The organism is Cupriavidus sp. 291-E7 (assembly GCF_057798835.1).
Map to the genome: position 1 here is coordinate 276,310 of NZ_JBYOJV010000006.1, position 15,154 is coordinate 291,463.

The following is a 15,154-nucleotide window of genomic DNA, read 5'->3' on the forward strand; positions in this document are numbered from 1 at the left end:
ATGGAGACGGCGGCAGCCGCAACCGCCTCCATGCGCTTCATAAGAAACCGCGAAAACATTCGTTGGTCTTGAGGGCGCGCACGCGTACGGTCAGGTCTTTGGCCACTCGCTTTCGTCCCTCCGCATGCCTATTACCCGCCGCCAGATCCTGCATGCCGCCAATGCCGGCGCCATGCTCACCATGCTGCCTGCCGCGCAGGCCCAGTCTCGTCCGGTATTGAAGGCGGGCGATCAGAAAGGCGGCCTGCGCGCGCTGCTGGAATCGGCCGATGCACTCAAGGGGCTGGCCTATGACATCCAGTGGACCGAATTCCCGGCTGCCGCACCGCTGGCCGAGGCGCTCAACGCCGGTGCCGTCGACAGTGGCCCAATCGGCGACGCGCCCGCCATCTTTGCGCTGGCCGCAGGCACGCGCATCCGCTTGATCGGCGCTAACCGCTCCGACCCTTATGGCACTGCCGTGCTGGTACGGCCCGATTCGCCGCTGAAGACAGCCGCCGATCTGAAGGGCAAGCGCATTGGCACCAATCGTGGGTCGATCGGCCACTTCGTCACGCTAAAGGCGCTGGCTTCGGTGGGCCTCAAGCCCGAAGACGCCGACATCCGCTTTCTGCCGCCCGCCGATGCCAAGCTCGCGCTCACCAATGGATCGGTCGACGCGTGGGCAACGTGGGAACCCTACACGGCGATGGCCGAAACCAGCGGCCATGCGCGCGTGCTGGTGAGCGGCCGTGGATTGTGGTCGGGCCTGAGCTATCTGGCTGCCACCGAATCGGCGCTGGCATCCAAGCGCGCCGTGCTGGCCGACTTCCTGCAGCGCGTGGTCCGCGCGCAGGTCTGGTCGTACCAGCACGTGCCCGAGTTCTCGGCCGCACTGGCGCGGATCATTGGCATTCCACCGGAAGCCGCGCGGCTGCAGTTCGAACGCCGCCGCACACAGTGGCAGCCAATTGACGCGGAACTGGTGGCCATCCAGCAGCAGACCGCGGACTTCTACCTGAAGGCGGGACTGCTGAAACAGCGTCTGGATGTGGCCGCCACATTCGACCGGGGCTTCGCGCTCAGCGCGTGATTGACGTCAGCGCGTGACGGCTGCCTTTGCCGGACGTTGCACGAGCAAAGGCTCACCCACGCCGTCCACGCCCACCAGGCCCAGTACCGTGGTCAGGCCCCATTGCGCGCCTTCGTAGGCATTGGTGGGGTCGAACCACTCGTCGCGCGAATGCGATCCGCCCGACTTGCCGCCGCTGCCGATGATGATGGCCGGAATACCCAACGACATCGGCACGTTGGCATCGGTGCTGCCGCCTCGCAGCGAAGGCGCTTCCTTGCTGTGGGTCTTGATCACGCGAACAGCCGATTGCACGATGACCGAATCGGTCGGCGTCTGGCCGGCAGGCCGGTCGCCGATCATCCGCGTCTGGAACGAGATCTCCTGGCCCTTGGCCGGCTTCCAGCGCGCATTCTCTTCCGCAACGCCCGCGGCAATCGCATCCATGATGTGTTTTTCGGTTTCCAGCAGCGACGGTGTGCCGTTGGACCGGATGTCGATGGCCATGCGGGCGTCGCCGGCAATGGCGTTTACCGATGTGCCGCCGCCGACCGTGCCCACGGTAAAGGTGGTCTTGGGATCGGTCGGGGTACGCACGTCACTGATCTTGCCGACCGCGCGGCCCATTGCCTGGATCGCGCTGGGCAGGCCGAATGCCCCAAAGCTATGCCCGCCCGGTCCCTTGAACGTGACTTCATAGCGATGGCTGCCGGTGCCCTGCGTCAGCACGCGGTCGCCGGTGCCCGGCTCGATGCCGACCATGCCGTCGATATCGGGATGGTCGCGGAACACCGCCTTCATGCCGCGCAGGTTGCCCAGTTCCTCCTCGCCTACGTTGCCGACGAAGACCAGGTCGCCAACCGTGCGCACCTTGTTTTCGTTCAGTACCTTGAGCCACGAAAGCAATACGGCCAGACCGCGCGTATCGTCGCCAATGCCGGGCGCGTAGAGCTTGCCGTCGCGCGACTTCACCGTGACGTCGGTGCCTTCCGGAAAGACGGTGTCCAGGTGCGCCGAAATCAGCAGCCTGGGACCGTTGCCGGTGCCCTTGCGGATGCCGATCGCATTGCCTTCGGCGTCGATGTGCGCATCGGTCAGCCCCAACGCCTTGAGGCGCGCGACGAAATACTCCGCGCGCGCCTTTTCCTTGAACGGTGGCGCGGGGATCTCGGTCATCGTCTTGAGTTCGGTCAGCGCGCGAGCATCGTCGGCGCGCACGTCGGCCATCAGCTTCTGGTAGACCGGTGCGGCCTCAAGCTTGGCGTAAGCGTTTTCGACGTTGGGGGAGACTTGCGGGACGGGCAGTGTCTGGGCATTTGCCATGCCGGCAAATACGGTACCAGCCGTAACAACGGCGGCGGCGGAGGCGGCAACTACGGTACGGCGGACATGCATGGGGGCGATCCTCTGGCAGTGGGGGAAAACCGTGGTCGACCACGATTGTGCCAGCGAATGCGCCGCAACATGCACGAAAGGCCGCAAAAGCGGCCCTGGGACGGACGGCGCGGGTCGCCGGCCCGTCCCATGAGCCGGGATCAGAAGCCCAGGCTGGCCAGCAGGTCGTCCACCTGCGATTGGTCTGACACCACGTCGGCCTTGCCTTCGGGGTTGATCTGCGGACCGTTCATCAGCGAGGGCGCTTCAACGCGGCGTTCGGCCGGGACGTTGTCGATCAGCACCTGCAGCAACTCCTGCTCCAGGGTGCGGATCATGTCCATCATCTTCTTGATCACCTGGCCGGTCAGGTCCTGGAAGTCCTGAGCCATCATGATCTCGAGCAGATGGCTGCCGGTGGCCTTGGCCTTTTGCGGGACTTCGGTCAGGAATTCGCGCGTGTCCAGCACCAGTGCGCGGGCATCGCCCAGCTCCACCGGTTGCGCGAACCACTCGTCCCAACGCTTGTCCAGCGCGGTGGCCTTGCTTTCGAGGTTTTCCTGCAGCGGCTGCGCCAGTTCCACGGCGGTGAGCGTGCGCTCGGCCGCCTGCTCGGTCATGGCGGCGATGTAGTTGAGGCGGTCGCGCGCATCGGGAATGGCCAGGGCGGCTTTCTCGATTTCCTTGTCGAGCCCCAGCTCCCGCATGTTGTCGCGCAGCATTCGCGTCAGGTTGCCGATGCGATGGATGATCTGCTCGGCCGATTCTTGGCTGAAAGTCGGAGTCGTCGACATGTCGCGTGCCTCTTCTTATTGACCCAGCTTCTCGAAGATCTTGGTGATCTTTTCGTCCAGCGTTGCGGCGGTGAAGGGCTTGACCACATAGCCATTGGCGCCTGCCTGCGCTGCGGCAATGATGTTCTCCTTCTTCGCCTCGGCGGTCACCATCAGCACCGGCGTCTTGGCGATCTCGGGGATCGCGCGGATCGACTGCAGCATGGTCAGGCCGTCCATGTTCGGCATGTTCCAGTCCGATACCACGAACTGGAAGCTGCCGTCCTTGGCCTTTTCCAGGCCGGCGGCGCCGTCTTCGGCCTCCTCGACGTTGGTGAACCCGAGCTCCTTGAGCAGGTTACGAATAATCCGACGCATGGTCGGGAAGTCGTCGACCACGAGGATCTTGATGTTCTTGTCCACTATACGGCTCCAAAACGGTTGCGGATGACGGTGCCATCCGGTTGATGTTGCTGATCTGACCTCTCTCGCGCGCGATCCAGGACTACACGCGCTGCGCCCGCGCGCCAAACGTCGCCAGGTGCGCCATGACGCGCTGGCTCATCTGATGCAGGGGCACCACTTCATGCACGCCGCCAGTGGCGATAGCCTCCTTCGGCATGCCAAACACGATGCAGGACTGTTCGTCCTGCGCCAGGTTGTACGATCCGGCTTCCCGCATGCGCAGCATGCCGCGGGCACCATCCTTGCCCATGCCGGTCAGGATCACGCCCGTCACGTTCTTGCCGCCGTGAATCGCGGCGGAGTCGAACAGCACGTCCACCGACGGACGGTGACGATTGACCGGCGCTTCCTGCGACAGGTGTGCCACGTAGTTGGCACCGCTACGCGCAAGCAGCAGATGCGAGTCGCCCGGCGCGATATACGCATAGCCGGGCAGTACGCGCTCGCCATGCTCCGCTTCCTTGACGGTGATGCGGCACAGGCCGTTCAGGCGCTGGGCAAACGACTTCGTGAAACCGGCCGGCATGTGCTGCACGATCATGACCGCCGGCGAGTCCGGCGGCAGCGGCATCAGGAATTCCTTGATGGCTTCGGTTCCGCCCGTCGATGCGCCGACGATGATCAGCTTTTCCGTCGACAGCAGCGGCGCGCGCAGGATCGGCGCGGCCGGTGCCGCACCCGCGGCCCCTTCGGTGCGTGCGCGCACACGCGCGCGCGACGCGGCACGCAGCTTGTCGGCAATCGTGTCGGTGTACTCGATCAGCCCTTCGCGGATGCCGAGCTTGGGCTTGGTCACGAAATCGACGGCGCCCAGTTCTAGCGCGCGCATCGTGATTTCGGAGCCGCGCTCGGTCAGCGACGACACCATCAGCACCGGCATCGGCCGCAGACGCATCAGGCGCTCGAGGAAATCGAGTCCGTCCATGCGTGGCATTTCCACGTCCAGCGTCAGCACGTCCGGGTTCAGGCGCTTGATCATGTCACGCGCCACCAGCGGATCGGGGGCGGTACCCACCACCTCCATATCGGGCTGGCTGTTGATGATCTCCGTCATCAGGCTGCGGATCAGCGCGGAATCATCCACGCACAACACCTTGATCTTCGCGGCGGTCATATTCGTCTCTACGTCTTCAGTTTCAGGTCGGCGTCTTGGCCGTTGCCTGCCGCGTAAACAATTCCACGGCGCCACGAGTGGGCGCCTTTGTGGATGTGGACAGCGCGCGTGCCAGGGCACGCTCCTCGCGTTCCACGCCAACCGTATCGTCCTGGCGCGTCAGGCGGCGCACCAGCACCAGGCCCGTCTGCGGGAAGTAACTGACGCGCCGTGCGTGCGGACCGCGCAGGTCCTGTGCGGCCACGCGGATCTCTTCGGTGCGCAGGTACTTCAGTACGAAATCGGCATTCCGGTCCCCAATATTGAGGGTCGTCATGTTCGCCAGCACCGCGCCGCCGCCGAAAACCTTGGCTTCCAGCCGCTCGCGCCGCGCACCCATCTTCAGCAGCTCGTTGATCAGCACTTCCAGCGCATAGCAGCCATAGCGCATCGACGCCGACAACAGGCGGTCAGGCCCGGCGTTTTCGTCGTCGGGCAGCATGAAATGATTCATGCCGCCCACACCCGCGATTTCGTCGCGGATGCACGCCGCCACGCACGAACCGAGCACCGTGGTAAGCACCACGTCGTCACCGGTCACGTAGTATTCGTTGGGCAGCAGCTTGATGGCCTGCTTGCCGAACTCGCGATCGAAGTACTTTCGCGTGGCGATGGCCTCGGGAATCTGGGGCGTGCCGCGCATCATGCACCTCCGCCCTTGCCCGCCAGTTCATATACGGTCTGCCCGCGCAGCTGGAACGCGCGCGAGACATACGAGAAGTTCTCCGAATGCCCGGCGAACAGCAGGCCATGCGGCTTCAGCAACGGGGCAAACCGCTCCAGGATGCGGCCCTGGGTTGGTTTGTCGAAATAGATCATCACGTTGCGGCAGAAGATCGCGTCGAACTTCTCGCGAATGCCCCAGTCCGGCGCCAGCAGGTTCAGCGGCTCGAACGTGATGGTCGATGCCAGTTCCGGCTTGACCTTGACCGATCCGGCGCGCGCGCCGGTGCCCTTCAGGAAGAAGCGCTTGAGCTGGTCCTGCTGCAGGCGTGCCACCTGCTCCGACGTGTAGACGCCGGCGCGTGCCTTGGCCAGGACCTGCGTGTCGATGTCGGTGGCCAGCACGGTGCCGGCGCGGTCGCCGAGCGCTTGCGCCAGTGTGATCGCGATCGAATACGGCTCTTCGCCGGTCGACGCCGCCGCGCACCATACGCTGTAGGGCCGGCCCACCTTCTTGGCATGCTCGGCCAGCAACGGAAAGTGATGCGCCTCACGGAAGAATGACGTGAGGTTGGTCGTCAGCGCGTTGGTGAAGTACTCCCACTCGTCGGACCGTTCGTCCGCTTCGAGCAGTTCCAGGTACGTGCCGAAGTCGCTAAGCTGCAGCGAGCGCAGGCGACGTGCAAGACGGCTGTACACCATCTCGCGCTTGTGACTGCCAAGGGAAATGCCCGCGCGCTTGTGAATCAGCACGCGGATCTTTTCAAAGTCGCGCTCGGTCAGCAGGAAGTCACGCATGTCGTCGCGCAGCGGCGCCAGTACCGGCGCGGCGGCACTGGCGGCCGCGCCTGGCTTCCCGGTGGCGCTGGAGGAAGAACGGAGCGGCGTCATGAGTGTATTTCGTCAGGTTTGCCGATGCACGGCGGTACAAGCTGTTGGGGGCGAACCGGCGCGCTCTCAGGCGAGCTCGGCTTCGATCAACTCCATTTCGGAGCTGGTCATCATGCGTTCGATATCGATCAGGATCAGCATCCGGCCATCCACCGAACCGAGACCGGTCAGGTGTTCGTTGGATACCGATACGCCGAACTCCGGCGCCGCCTTGATATCATCACCGGTCAACGTGAGCACGTCCGAGACGCCGTCGACGACGATGCCGACCACGCGGCCCGCCACGTTCAGGATGATCACCACGGTCTGGTGGTCATAGCGCACGTTGGCCAGGTCGAACTTCAGACGCAGGTCCACGATCGGCACGATCACGCCGCGCAGATTCGTCACACCCTTGATGAAATCGGGCGCGTTGGCAATGCGGGTCACCGTTTCGTAGCTGCGGATCTCCTGCACCTTCAGGATGTCGATGCCATATTCCTCGGTGCCCAGCGTGAAGACCAGGTATTCCTGGCCAGAGGCTTCGCTGCCCTGGGTATCGATGTGTCCGATGCCGGCCATGTCTGTTCTCCTTGCTGTCAATTACAGTGCAATCGCCATGTCCTGGCGGCGCACGCCGGTGCGCTGCAGCGCGGCTACGTCCACGATCAGCGCGACGCTGCCGTCGCCCAGGATCGTCGCGGCCGAAATGCATGGCACCTTGCGATAGTTGGTTTCCAGGTTCTTGAGCACCACCTGGTGCTGGCCGATCAGCTGATCCACCAGCAGCGCAAAACGCTTGCCCTCGGCGGACAGAATCACGGCGATGCCTTGCGTCGGCTCCTGCACGGCGTTGGCGACGTTGAACACCTTGTGCAGTTCCAGCAGCGGCAGGTACTCGCCACGCACGTTCATCACGCGCTCGCCGTTGGCGGCGGTATGCACGTCATCGGCCTTCGGCTGCAGGGACTCCATCACGCAGTTCAGCGGCAGGATGAAGGTCTCTTCGCCGGTGCGTACCGACATGCCATCGAGAATGGCCAGCGTCAGCGGCAGCACGATGCGCGTGGTGGTGCCCAGGCCCTGGCGCGAACTGATCTCGACGTGACCACCCATTTCCTGGATGTTCCGCTTGACCACGTCCATGCCGACGCCGCGTCCCGACACGTCGGTCACGACTTCGGCAGTAGAGAAGCCCGGCGCGAAAATCAATTGCCAGACTTCGTCGTCGGGCATGCTCTCCGACACACCCGGCAGGTTGTTCTGCATCGCCTTGGCCAGGATGCGGTCGCGATTCAGGCCGCCACCGTCGTCGCTGACTTCGATGACGATATTGCCGCCCGCATGCTGTGCGGACAGGATCAGCTGGCCGGTCGGCTCCTTGCCGGCGTCAACGCGCTTCTCGGGCGTTTCGATGCCGTGGTCCAGACTGTTGCGCACCAGGTGCGTCAGCGGGTCGATGATGCGTTCGATCAGGCTCTTGTCGAGTTCGGTTGCCTTACCGAACGTCACCAGATCGATCTGCTTGCCGAGCTTGCTGGCCAGGTCGCGTACCAGGCGCGGGAAGCGCGAGAACACGTAGTCCATCGGCATCATGCGGATCGACATCACCGCTTCCTGCAGGTCACGGGCGTTACGTTCGAGCTGGCCCATGCCGGAGAACAGGCGGTCGAACAGTACCGGGTCCAGCGAGGACGCGGTCTGCGCGAGCATCGACTGGGTAATCACCAGTTCGCCAACGAGGTTGATGATCTGGTCGACCTTTTCGGTCGGCACGCGGATCGAGCCGGAATCGGGGGCATGCGCTGCTGCTGCGGCGGCAGGCTTGGCCTTTTCCTTCTCCTTGTCCTTTGCAGCCGGTGCTGCGGCAGGCGCGGGTGCGGCCACGGGTGCCGGAGCTGGCGCGGGTGCCGCGGCAACGGCGGCAGGCGCTTCGCCGGCGGCCACGGCTTCCACGACGATCTGCTTTTCGTCGATCACGAAGCAGCAGACCGCGATGATGTCGTCGGTGCCGCACTGGCTGTTCAGCCAGATGGTCAGATCGCCGTCAGCCTCTTCCTGGCCGGTGATCTCACCGAGATTGGCCAGCTCTTCACGCAGCAGCGCCTGGTCCGCCGGCGACACCTTGATCAGACGGACCTTCAGGTTGCCACCCGCCGCGGCCGGTGCCGGCGCGGGGGCTGCCACCGGGGCAGGTGCGGGGGCCGGAGCGTGGCCCGCATCGCCACCGGCTTCCTGTGCCAGTTGCTGCAGGACGGCGCAAATGCGCTTAAACGTTTCCGGATCGGGTTCGGTGCCGTTGCGATAGGCGTTGAGCTGGTCTTGCAACACGTCCTTGGTTTCCAGAAAGGTGTCGATGATGACCCGCGTAAGGGCCAGTTCCCGCCGACGCGTGCGGTCGAGCAGGTTCTCAAAGATGTGCGTGGTTTCGGTCAGGGCCGTGAAACCGAACGTGGCGGCACCACCCTTGATGGAGTGCGCGGCACGAAAGATGGCGTTAAGCGCCTCGGCATCGGGGGACTCGATGTCCACCTCGAGCAGCAGCTGCTCCATTTCTACGAGCAGTTCCTCTGCCTCTTCGAAGAAGGTCTGGTAGAACTGCGTGATATCGATATCGACAGACATGATCGTCCTGGCTCGCTAGATTGCTGGGAAGACGCGCCGCCCACCGCGGTGGCGCACCCTCTGTTCCTACCTGCCCTTGGGCGCGCTGGCGGGTTTTGCCGCAGCCGCGCCCGAAGCGGCTTCCACCTGTGCCTGCATTTCCTCGGCCATGCGACCCTTCTGGGCCTGCACCTGCACATCGGCCGCGCTGGCGTTCTCTGATTCGAACTGGGCCTGCGCACGCTTGTTCAGTACCACGATGCTGATGCGGCGGTTTGTGGCCGCCAGCGGATCGTTCTTTTCGAGCGGCATGGTGTCCGCCAGACCCAGCACGCGCAGCACCTTGCCTTCCTGCATACCGCCGGCGATCAGTTCCTGGCGCGATGCGTTCGCGCGGTCCGCCGACAGTTCCCAGTTGCTGTACGCGCGCTCACCCATCATGTAGGTGGCCGAGTCCGTATGGCCGGACAGGCTCACCTTGTTCGGCATCTCGTTCAGCACCGGACCGATCTCACGCAGGATGGCACGCATGTACGGCTCCACCGCTGCACTGCCGGTACGGAACATCGGGCGATTCTGCGTATCGAGGATCTGGATGCGCAGACCTTCGCTGGTGATGTCCAGCAGCAGCTGCGGACGGAACTGCCGCAGCGTCGGGTTGTTTTCGATGATCTGTTCGAGGCGGCCCTTCAGGGCGCGCAGGCGCTCGCTGTCCATCTGGTCGCGGCGGCGCTGCGCGTCGGACGGATCGTTGGTCAGGGCCTTCATGACCTCGCCGTCCTTGGCCATCGGGTCCTTGCCGCCGCCGGGGATCACGCTCTTCGACAAGCTGCTCTTGTCGCCACCGGCAATGGCCACTTTCAGCGGTGTCTTGAAATACTCGGCCACGCCGACGAGCGTCTTCGGCGAAGACGAGCTCAGCAGCCACAGCACCAGGAAGAGCGCCATCATGGCCGTCATGAAGTCGGCGTAGGCGATTTTCCAGCTATGGTTGCCGTGCGGCTTGGCGTGCGACTTCGCCTTCTTGATGACGATCGGACGCAGGTCCTGGGCGCTGCTCATGGCTGCTCTCCCGTCAGGTCAGACTCTTGACTTCGCGGACGTGGTCGTCGAGCTCAAGGAACGACGGACGTACCGTGGAGTACAGCACCTTGCGGCCGAATTCCACCGCCACCAGCGGTGCATAGCCGTTGAGGGAAGCCAGCAGCGTGACCTTGATGCATTCGTACATCTTGATGCTCTCGGACACCTGGTGTTCGACACGCGACGCCAGCGGCGACACAAAACCGTAGGCCAGCAGAATGCCCAGGAACGTACCCACCATCGCGTGGGCGATCAGGGCGCCCAGTTCCGCCGGCGGCAGGTCTGCCGAGGCCAGTGCATGCACCACGCCCATCACCGCGGCCACGATGCCGAAGGCGGGCAGGCCGTCGCCAACACGCGACAGTGCGTGAGCCGGAATCTCGGCTTCGTGGCGGAACGTTTCGATTTCGTGGTCCATGAGCGCTTCGATCTCGAAGGCGTTCATGTTGCCGTTGACCATCATGCGCAGGTAGTCGGTCAGGAACTCCATCATCTTGGCGTCGGCCAGGATGCGCGGGTACTGACTGAAAACACTGCTCGATGCGGGATCGGCAATTTCCTTTTCGAGGAACAGGATGCCCTCGCGGCGCGCCTTGGACAGCAGCACGTACAGCAGCGCCATCACGTCCAGGTACAGTTCCTTCTTGTACTTGGAGCCCTGCAGCAGCGAGGGCATGGCTTTCATCGTGGCCTTGATGGCCTTGCCGCTGTTGGAGCTGATGAATGCGCCAATGGCGGCACCGCCGATGATGATGAGCTCCGCCGGTTGATACAGCGCGCCCATATGGCCGCCGGTGAGGGCGTAACCACCCAGCACCGCCACGACTACGACGACATAGCCAAGAACTACTAGCACGATCGGATCCCCGTCTGAAAAACACGCGTCAGGCACGCACAGGGCATCCGGTGCGGACGAGCGGGGTCACCGCCCGCCGGTACCGGGGCCCACCTGCCACGCGGACGTCAGGCCCGATGAATCAGGCTTCAGTCTGCGCGGATGCGGCGTCCTTCGAGAGCTTCTTCACCTTTCCGGCGCGCGAAGGCGGACGGCACAGGCTGCAGACGAAGTTCGCGTGCGGCTCATAGGCATGCGTCACGAACTGACCGCCGCAACAGGTGCACGTGGAAAGCTGCAGCATGTTGCTCTCGAAAAACCGTACTAACGTCCAGGCACGGGTGAAACTTAAGACGATTTCGCCGCCAAGCAGCGAAACGTGCTCGAGGTACAGACGGTAAGCGGCCACTACGGCACGAATGCCCGACGTCTCGCCTTCCTGCACCATGAACTGGTACGCCGAGAAGAACAGCGACGAATGGATATTCGGCAGCCAGGTCGTGAACCAGTCTGTCGAGAACGGGAGCATGCCCTTGGGCGGCGATGCGCCCCGCAGCTCCTTGTAGAGGCGGATCAACCGGTCGCGCGAGAGCGTGGTCTCGGCTTCAAGCACCTGCAGACGCGCACCCAGGCCGATCAGCTCGATGGCAAGCTGGGTCTGGTTGGCATCCTGCAGGACGCTCTTGCGGTTGGGAACGGGAGTGGCCGTAAAGCTGCGGGCCGGCTGGGCCTGAAGGAGCGCGGTCAATTGAGCGACTCCACAGGTTGCCGGGCCAGCAGGATAGCAGCGTGGATCTGCTGCATATCATGGCTCTTGGCCGTGTGGGTGAGGGTGGACAGCAACGCGTGATCGTCGAAGCGGAAACGGCACAGCACCATATTCGATGCTGCCAGCTTGACGAGTTGCGCCGAGGTCAGCTTGGCAAGGATCTCAGCGATTTCCTTGCTGACACCAAGCCTGAACATGGCTTCCACCTGGTTTTCGCGCACGAGTCGTTGCGCGAGCAGGAGATAGGCAAGATTGACCTCCCTGATCTCCTGGAGAACTTCACTGCTTTCCAATTTTTCCCCGCTACCAAAAAACCCCTCGACCGCTTGTCCGGCGCTTACCGGCATGGAACTCCTGCCGGCGACCAGATCGTTTGGTGCGTGTTCGAGTGGGTACGACGTACTACGAAAGGAACTTCGCCCGGTTACACCCTCACCCCGAAACGTTACAGATGTTACAGAGTGTAAGTGAAACTGTTACGTTTATATCGGCAATCCGCCCACAATGCCAATCCCTACTTACGTTGGGGATTGGGGAATGTCGCAAGGAAAAGACATGGGCGGCGAAATTTGTAACAGCGAATGCGACTGACTTCTGATTTTCATCAAAGCTGTAACAGTTCGCGTACTGAACGGATATGCCTTTCCGGGCGTGTACACGCCGATCACGAAAAGGGGTTGCCGATTTCCACTATTGACGCGCGAGCGCACCTTGGTTAAAGACGCGGCGCAACCATGCTGCCAGGCGAGCGAATACATCGTCGGGCGCTTCGCGGAACAGATGCGGACGCGCGCGTTCCACCTGCTCCAGCACGCGCGCTGCCTCTTCGGCGCTCACCGAACCGTATTCGAGCGCGAGCCCCAGCAGCGCCCGCAGCTCGCCCACCTTGCTGCGGCCCAGCGCCTCGCTCTGCTCGGTCTGCAATGCGTACATGACGTCGTACGCGCGCTGACGCAGGCCGTCGGCAATGCGCCATGCAGGGGTGCGCATGCGCTCCTCGATCGAGCGGATATCGACGGCCGAGGCCGAAATCTGCGCGGCCAGCGCCTCGGTAAAGGCGGCGTCGGCGCCGGCCTCGGACAGGATGTTGGCCGCCCATTCGCGTGCGTGTTCCACACGCTGCTGGGGCGTCCAGTCGGGCTGCACGGCGAGCGCAAAGCCAAAGCGCTGCGCATCGCGCATCAGCGCGGCCAGCGCGTTGGGTAGCTGCTTGTCGAAGACCTTCTTGGCCCAGCCGTACTCGCCGCTGGCCAGCAGCCGCATGACGGCGCGCTCGGTCAGCGGACCATCCTGCTGCATCAGCCGCGCACGCATGAAGTCGTCGAACGCGGGCGGGATGAACTGCGGATCGAGTCCGGTGGAAACTTTTACAAACGCATCGAAGTCCGCGCGCAGCCGTGCCACGGCTTCGGCCGACAAGGACAGACTGATTTCGGTATGCATGATGTTCTGCGGACGAGTGAACGCCCCGGCGCAACTTTTACAACCTTGCTGCCGGGGCGCGCCGTCTTTGTCTGACGACGGTTATGTCATCGTCATGGGCATTCCCATTGACGGTTAGAAGGCGCTCCAGTCACCGTTGTCGGATGCACTGCCCGCCGACGATGCGGAAGTCAGAGCGGGGCGCTTCTTGTGACTATCGGCAACTTCTTCGCCTTCTTCAGCCACGGCCGCCGCACCGGCAGCCACCGCCACGAGCGCAGTCGCCGGCTTGGCTGCCTTGCCGCCTGCCTTGCGACCCTTGGCCACGCGTGCCACTGCCGGCTTGGCGGCGGGCTTGACCACCGAGCGAACGGCCGGCGCTGCCGGCGCGGCGAGCATCGGCGCCGGGGCAGCCGACACATCGTCCGGCGACAGGCGGAAGCCCGACACCGAATCCATCAGGCGCGAAGCCTGGTCCTGGAGCGAACCGGCCGCCGCGGCCGCCTGTTCCACCAGGGCCGCGTTCTGCTGCGTCACTTCGTCCATCTGCGCAACGGCCTGGTTGACCTGCTCGATACCGGAGCTTTGCTCGGCCGACGCGGCGCTGATTTCGCCCATGATGTCGGTCACGCGCTTCACGGCCTGCACGATCTCGTCCATCGTGGTGCCGGCCTGGCTGACCAGTGCCGCGCCGGTATCCACCTGCGCCACGGAGTTGTCGATCAGCGTCTTGATTTCCTTGGCGGCGTTGGCACTGCGCTGCGCCAGGCTGCGCACCTCACCGGCCACCACGGCAAAGCCGCGGCCCTGCTCGCCGGCACGCGCGGCTTCCACCGCCGCGTTGAGCGCCAGGATGTTGGTCTGGAACGCAATGCCTTCGATCACGCCGATGATGTCGACGATCTTGCGCGACGCATCGTTGATCTCGCCCATCGTTTCGACCACGCGGCCCACCACTTCGCCGCCGCGCACAGCCGTATCCGATGCGTTGGCCGCCAGTCCGCTGGCCTGGCGGGCATTGTCCGCGTTCTGGCGCACGGTGCTGGTCAGTTCCTCCATGCTCGACGCCGTTTCCTCCAGCGACGCGGCCTGCTGCTCGGTACGCTGCGACAGGTCGTTGTTACCGGCCGCGATCTCGCGCGATGCGGTACCGATGGACTCGGCGGATTCCTTGAAGTCACGCACCATTGCGGACAGCTGGTGCTGCATCTGGCTCATCGCGTGCAACAGGCTGGTTTCGTCTCCACGGCGCAGGTCCACCTTGTCCGAGAAATCGCCGTCGGCAATGCGCGCGGCGATCGACGCGGCATAGCCGGGTTCGCCACCAAGCTGGCGCGAAAGCTGGCGTGCCAGGAACCAGCCCAGCAGCACGGAGATCACCACGCCGCCCAGCACCAGAAGCAGCATCAGCACGCGCGAACTGTTGTAGACGCTGGTCGACTCTTCCATGTTGGAGCGAGCGCGGTCGTCGCGGCGCTTGACCATCTTGAACAGCACGTCTTCCAGCGCGCGGCTTTCCTTGAGCAGGTCGGCGCTCTCCGTGAACACCGTGCTTTCGAACTGCGACGTATCGAGCGGTTGCTTGCTGACCAGTTCCACGTACTTCAGCATGCGCTCACGGAACGACGGCACCAGCGCTTCGTACTGCTTGAACATCGCCTGGCCCTCTGGCGCGCTGAACGAATCCTTGGCGCTCTTTACACGCGCTTCCATCGCCGTCAGCGATTTCTGGATTTCTTCCTTCTCGGTCGCGCGTTCGCCCATCGTCGAGGCGGACAGCAGCGCAATCTGGGCGCGGCTGGCGTAGACCAGGTTGATGTTGCCGTCCTGCACGGCCTTCAGTGCCTGCAGGTCGGTGTTGTAGATCTTGCCGGTCCATTCCGCCATGCGCCCCATATTGACCACGCCCAGCAGGCCGATGACGGCGCCGATCACGGATACAACCAGGAAGCCGGCGATCAGCCTGGTCGTAACGCGTAGTTGATTGAACCACTGCATAGAACTACCCCCTTCTTCTGTCAGAAATGACCGGGACGAACCGTGCCGTCCCGGGTTGTTGTCGCTGCCGTCTGCGTGGACGGCCGCTCTACCC

General features: G+C 63.8%; 15 protein-coding genes. 1 reads left to right on the forward strand and 14 read right to left on the reverse strand.

Features of this window, described 5'->3' with window-relative positions:
* The first annotated feature begins 124 nt into the window (after positions 1-124).
* Entirely contained in the window at positions 125-1,072 is a 948-nt protein-coding gene (locus AC3FLX_RS13430; protein ID WP_488697216.1) for an ABC transporter substrate-binding protein, read from the forward strand.
* A gap of 6 nt (positions 1,073-1,078) precedes the next feature.
* Here AC3FLX_RS13430 and AC3FLX_RS13435 read toward each other — a convergent pair whose 3' ends face one another.
* From AC3FLX_RS13435 to AC3FLX_RS13500, 14 genes are all read right to left on the reverse strand, one after another.
* Complete coding sequence (locus AC3FLX_RS13435) at positions 1,079-2,446, reverse strand: M20/M25/M40 family metallo-hydrolase (protein ID WP_488697218.1); 1,368 nt, start codon at positions 2,444-2,446, stop codon at positions 1,079-1,081.
* Between the two features lie 140 nt (positions 2,447-2,586).
* On the reverse strand, positions 2,587-3,219 hold the full coding sequence (gene cheZ, locus AC3FLX_RS13440) for a protein phosphatase CheZ (protein WP_488697220.1): 633 nt from the start codon (positions 3,217-3,219) through the stop codon (positions 2,587-2,589).
* Positions 3,220-3,234: 15 nt separating this feature from the next.
* Positions 3,235-3,621 (reverse strand): chemotaxis response regulator CheY, encoded by a 387-nt coding sequence (gene cheY / locus AC3FLX_RS13445; RefSeq protein WP_238262009.1) that lies wholly within the window; start codon positions 3,619-3,621, stop codon positions 3,235-3,237.
* An 82-nt stretch (positions 3,622-3,703) separates the two neighbouring features.
* Complete coding sequence (locus tag AC3FLX_RS13450; RefSeq protein WP_488697222.1) at positions 3,704-4,777, reverse strand: protein-glutamate methylesterase/protein-glutamine glutaminase; 1,074 nt, start codon at positions 4,775-4,777, stop codon at positions 3,704-3,706.
* A 22-nt stretch (positions 4,778-4,799) separates the two neighbouring features.
* Entirely contained in the window at positions 4,800-5,462 is a 663-nt protein-coding gene (gene cheD / locus AC3FLX_RS13455) for a chemoreceptor glutamine deamidase CheD (protein WP_488697224.1), read from the reverse strand.
* Positions 5,459-6,370 carry a CheR family methyltransferase gene (locus AC3FLX_RS13460; protein ID WP_488697226.1) on the reverse strand — a complete coding sequence of 304 codons (912 nt, stop codon included), beginning with the start codon at positions 6,368-6,370 and terminating at the stop codon, positions 5,459-5,461. The genes cheD and AC3FLX_RS13460 overlap by 4 nt, the downstream gene beginning before the upstream one ends.
* A 66-nt stretch (positions 6,371-6,436) precedes the next feature.
* Positions 6,437-6,931: a chemotaxis protein CheW gene (locus AC3FLX_RS13465; RefSeq protein WP_488697228.1), complete on the reverse strand. Its 495-nt coding sequence runs from the start codon at positions 6,929-6,931 to the stop codon at positions 6,437-6,439.
* Between the two features lie 21 nt (positions 6,932-6,952).
* The gene (cheA, locus tag AC3FLX_RS13470) at positions 6,953-8,974 is read right to left on the reverse strand and encodes a chemotaxis protein CheA (protein WP_488697230.1); all 2,022 of its coding nucleotides are present in this window, start codon (positions 8,972-8,974) and stop codon (positions 6,953-6,955) included.
* 66 nt (positions 8,975-9,040) lie between these two features.
* Positions 9,041-10,015 (reverse strand): flagellar motor protein MotB, encoded by a 975-nt coding sequence (motB, locus tag AC3FLX_RS13475; protein ID WP_488697232.1) that lies wholly within the window; start codon positions 10,013-10,015, stop codon positions 9,041-9,043.
* A gap of 13 nt (positions 10,016-10,028) precedes the next feature.
* Positions 10,029-10,892, reverse strand: a complete 864-nt coding sequence (gene motA, locus AC3FLX_RS13480) for a flagellar motor stator protein MotA (protein ID WP_488697234.1) — start codon at positions 10,890-10,892, stop codon at positions 10,029-10,031.
* 121 nt (positions 10,893-11,013) lie between these two features.
* Positions 11,014-11,619 carry a flagellar transcriptional regulator FlhC gene (gene flhC, locus AC3FLX_RS13485; protein ID WP_488697236.1) on the reverse strand — a complete coding sequence of 202 codons (606 nt, stop codon included), beginning with the start codon at positions 11,617-11,619 and terminating at the stop codon, positions 11,014-11,016.
* Positions 11,616-11,987, reverse strand: a complete 372-nt coding sequence (gene flhD / locus AC3FLX_RS13490; RefSeq protein ID WP_488697238.1) for a flagellar transcriptional regulator FlhD — start codon at positions 11,985-11,987, stop codon at positions 11,616-11,618. The genes flhC and flhD overlap by 4 nt, the downstream gene beginning before the upstream one ends.
* 343 nt (positions 11,988-12,330) lie before the next feature.
* The gene (locus tag AC3FLX_RS13495; protein ID WP_488697240.1) at positions 12,331-13,083 is read right to left on the reverse strand and encodes a DUF4088 family protein; all 753 of its coding nucleotides are present in this window, start codon (positions 13,081-13,083) and stop codon (positions 12,331-12,333) included.
* Between the two features lie 114 nt (positions 13,084-13,197).
* On the reverse strand, positions 13,198-15,060 hold the full coding sequence (locus AC3FLX_RS13500; RefSeq protein ID WP_488697242.1) for a methyl-accepting chemotaxis protein: 1,863 nt from the start codon (positions 15,058-15,060) through the stop codon (positions 13,198-13,200).
* Positions 15,061-15,154 lie beyond the last annotated feature (94 nt).